This is a genomic window from Anoxybacillus sp., from assembly GCF_036834105.1.
In the GTDB taxonomy this organism is placed as follows: Bacteria; Bacillota; Bacilli; order Bacillales; family Anoxybacillaceae; genus Anoxybacillus.
Window position 1 is genome coordinate 1 of record NZ_DAITON010000176.1, and the last position, 3,693, is coordinate 3,693.

A 3,693-nucleotide genomic window follows, 5' to 3' on the forward strand; every position below is an offset into this window, starting at 1 on the left:
ACCCAGTCGGCATAAAACCCTAAATGTCCTGTATGCACGCCGACAAACGCCGTCTGTTCGAGCCGACTTCGATAACGATGAAACGCATACAAAAGCGTCCCATCCCCTCCGACTGAAATGACAATATCCGGCTGATCTTCGTCATACGTTAAGCGAAAATCCGTTAAATATGTACGAATTTTATGCATACATTCGTTTGATATCGCGTCCCCTTTCGATATGACCGCAAATTTCACGCGCCTTCACTCCTCGCTCTCTTTTAACTCTTGTTTGCGCGAAAACACCGCTTGCGCTTCTTGAATTTCAAAGCGAATTTTTGACATTTCTTCATCAAGCAAATACGCCGCTTCCGCTGCGCGCTGTAAGCGCAGTTTAATGTCTTCCGGGAAATTCCCGCTATACTTATAGTTTAAAGAATGTTCGATCGTCGCCCAAAAATTCATCGCAAGCGTTCGAATTTGAATTTCCACTAAAATGTTTTTTTCACCGTAAATCATTTGCACCGGATAACGAATGACGACATGGTACGAACGATATCCGCTCTCTTTTTTTTGCGTAATGTAATCGCGCTCTTCAACGATCGTAAAATCGTTTCGCTGCCGAAGCAATTGAACGACCGTCTTAATGTCATCGACAAATTGACACATCATGCGCAAACCAGCAATATCTTGCATTTGTTGTTCAAGTTGATCGAGTGGAATATTTTTCTTTTGCGCTTTATCTAAAATGCTAGCGATCGGTTTCACTCTTCCTGTCACAAACTCGATCGGGGAATGAACACCTTGCATTTCAAATTGGGTGCGCATCCCTTTTAGTTTTACTTTCAACTCTTCCACCGCCTGCTTATACGGTGCTAAAAAAAACTCCCAATGTTTCTCCATTCAACCACCTACTTATGCGAAAAATGCCGTTACCGCCTGTTCCATTTCGTCACCGTAGTTTGCATTTCCTTTAATGTTTTCAATTAAATATGCCATTTCTTCATGAATTCCATCTAATGCAATCGTCGCATCGCTCCCGACAAGAAGTACGGGCTCTTTTGTTGCGAGCACCTCTTTCAGCGCCCCCCAAACGTTTTTTGGCATGACGACATAAACGAACGCATCTTCTGCCTCTAATATGTATATGAACGCACATTCGTCTGAATCAACAAGCATATGCTGTCTCGGCTGAACACCTTGAAGCGACGCATCGCACGTCATCATCCAACCGCGCTCTTGTCTTTCTGCTGCATGTACATATATTTTCATTTCTCTGCCTCCATCATTGATGATGTCCGCCTTTATTTTACCACATTTCGCCTAACGATGTTCACTAGTTGCACTTTTTCGCATATATGTCGATAATAAAAGATAGAAATGACACAAGGGAGCAAAAAGAAAGATGAAACGAGAATTAGAAATTGAATTTAAAAACGTGTTGACGGCTGAAGAATTTTCCCGCTTAACGAACGCATTTTGCGTGCGCGATGAAGAATGGCGCGTGCAACAAAATTATTATTTTGATACGCCCGACTTTCAATTAAAACAACAAAAAAGCGCACTACGCATTCGTTTGAAAAATGGGACATATACATTAACATTAAAACAACCATATGAAGACGGGTTATTAGAGACGCATGAGCCTCTCACCCCACAAACGGCGACGGCGCTTATTGCAGGAGAGCAACAGCTTGCGGGCGATATAGCGCGCACGCTACAATCGCTTCACATTGACCCGGCAGCTGTCGTTTGCTTTGGCGCACTCACGACTCACCGCGTCGAACGGACGTACAAAAACGGCACGCTCGTATTCGATTACAGTGAATATATGAACGTGTCGGACTATGAAATCGAATATGAAGCAAATGATCGCGTACAAGGCGAAAACACGTTTATGGAGCTATTACAGTCGTTTCATATTCCAAAGCGGCAAACGAAAAATAAAATTGAACGATTTTATGAAGCAAAATACGAAACGGAGCGATCGTCATGAACGTGCAACAAATTAAATTGCTTTTAGAGCTACAAGCATTGCAACATTTACAAGGAAAAAAAGAAGCGCCAACGACATCGTTTCACGACCTTTTTCGCGAGTTGTTCGCAACCGAAACAGGCGAAGAGACAGAAACGATGCGTCCATCACTTCCAATGATGACAAGCGCTGAAACGAAAGCGCCGACATACGAAGAAAAGCCGCTTCAAAAACAGGCGATTCATCAATGGATTGACGAAGCGGCAGCTAAATACGATGTCGATCCGAATCTCGTTTATGCGATTATTCGCCACGAATCGAACTTCAATTCTCAAGCAAAAAGCCGTGCTGGTGCGGTGGGGCTCATGCAGTTAATGCCGAGCACCGCGCGTATGCTCGGAGTAACCGATGCCCTCGACCCACAGCAAAACATTGAAGGGGGCACAAAATATATACGCCAACTTCTTGACCGTTATGATGGCAATGTTGCGCTTGCCCTTGCAGCATATAACGCAGGGCCAGGCAATGTCGATAAACACGGCGGCATTCCACCCTTCCGTGAAACGATAAACTACGTAAAAAAAGTGATGCAAACGTACTATTCCACAAGTCGCATCGTTTGAGATGAAAGAACGTCGTTGTTACAATATTGATATATTTCGGCAAAGGAGTTTTCAATATGTTTCAATCCCCTTACGAAGCGCTTGGAGGCGAACGAGTTGTCTCAAAACTCGTTGATGCCTTTTATGAACGAGTGGCGAAACATCCTGACTTAGCACCTATTTTTCCGACGGATTTAACGGAAACAGCACGCAAACAAAAACAATTTTTAACGCAATATTTAGGCGGCCCTCCGCTTTATACAGCTGAACATGGACATCCGATGTTGCGCGCTCGCCACTTGCCATTTCCGATTACGCCGACGCGCGCAAAAGCATGGCTTGCTTGCATGCATGAAGCGATGGACGCGATCGGCTTGCAAGGGCCGATGCGAGATGAATTGTATCAACGGCTTATTTTAACTGCCCAACATATGATTAATACAACAGAAGACGAGCGAAAGGAGCATGACGGTGAATGAAAAAGTAGTCGCTATGCAAGAAGGAACGACAAAGCAAAAACAGCTAGAAATTTACTTATTTGTCGATCCTCTTTGCCCGGACTGTTGGGCGCTCGAACCTGTGTTGAAAAAACTGTGGATCGAATACGGACAATATTTCACGTTGCGCCACGTATTAACAGGACAGCTAGATAGACTGAACGGTGCGAATTATAAACGAATTGACCGGCATGCGACGCGCATTGGTATCTCCTGTGACGATCGTATTTCCCTGCAAGCACCATTGCCCATTCCATACGTCGCCTCGCTTGCCATCAAGGCAGCAGAATTACAAGGGAGGCAAGCGAGCATTCGCTTTTTACGACAACTGCAAGAAATTGTATTTCTTCAAGGGGAAACGATCACAAATACAGGTACGCTCATTCAATGCGCGATTGACGCCGGCTTAGACGTACAAGAATTTATGAAAGACTTATCTTCACCGAGCGCGGTCAAGGCGTTTCAATGCGATTTAAAAATTAGTGCGGAAATGAACGTTCGCGAAGTTCCAACGCTCGTCTTTTTTAATGAAAACATTGAAGAAGAAGGCATTAAAATTTCAGGCTGTTATCCGTACGATGTATACGTCGATTTAATCCATGAAATGCTCGGATTTCATCCTCAACCATCTCCGCTTCCAC

7 protein-coding genes are annotated in these 3,693 nt (G+C 44.2%); 4 read left to right on the forward strand and 3 right to left on the reverse strand.

Translation table 11 applies throughout. The features are described from left to right. From V7Z64_RS12315 to V7Z64_RS12325, 3 genes are all read right to left on the reverse strand, one after another. Positions 1–236: NAD(+)/NADH kinase (locus tag V7Z64_RS12315; RefSeq protein WP_334110583.1), on the reverse strand; the 236-nt coding region annotated here is incomplete at its 3' end. Positions 237–242: 6 nt separating this feature from the next. After that, on the reverse strand, positions 243–881 hold the full coding sequence (locus V7Z64_RS12320) for a GTP pyrophosphokinase (protein ID WP_297992630.1): 639 nt from the start codon (positions 879–881) through the stop codon (positions 243–245). Between the two features lie 12 nt (positions 882–893). Further along, on the reverse strand, positions 894–1,250 hold the full coding sequence (locus V7Z64_RS12325) for a hypothetical protein (protein WP_297992631.1): 357 nt from the start codon (positions 1,248–1,250) through the stop codon (positions 894–896). Between the two features lie 133 nt (positions 1,251–1,383). On the opposite strand from V7Z64_RS12325, the gene V7Z64_RS12330 reads away from it, so the two are divergent. The 4 genes from V7Z64_RS12330 to V7Z64_RS12345 all read left to right on the forward strand — a co-directional run. Next, complete coding sequence (locus V7Z64_RS12330; RefSeq protein WP_297992633.1) at positions 1,384–1,974, forward strand: CYTH domain-containing protein; 591 nt, start codon at positions 1,384–1,386, stop codon at positions 1,972–1,974. After that, complete coding sequence (locus tag V7Z64_RS12335; RefSeq protein WP_297992635.1) at positions 1,971–2,576, forward strand: lytic transglycosylase domain-containing protein; 606 nt, start codon at positions 1,971–1,973, stop codon at positions 2,574–2,576. Before V7Z64_RS12330 ends, V7Z64_RS12335 begins: the two co-directional genes overlap by 4 nt. Positions 2,577–2,632: 56 nt before the next feature. Next, positions 2,633–3,034, forward strand: coding sequence for a globin domain-containing protein (locus V7Z64_RS12340; RefSeq protein ID WP_297992639.1), 402 nt, complete (start codon positions 2,633–2,635; stop codon positions 3,032–3,034). Beyond that, the coding region (locus V7Z64_RS12345; protein ID WP_334110585.1) for a ClpXP adapter SpxH family protein at positions 3,021–3,693 on the forward strand (673 nt) is incomplete at its 3' end. The genes V7Z64_RS12340 and V7Z64_RS12345, both read left to right, overlap by 14 nt.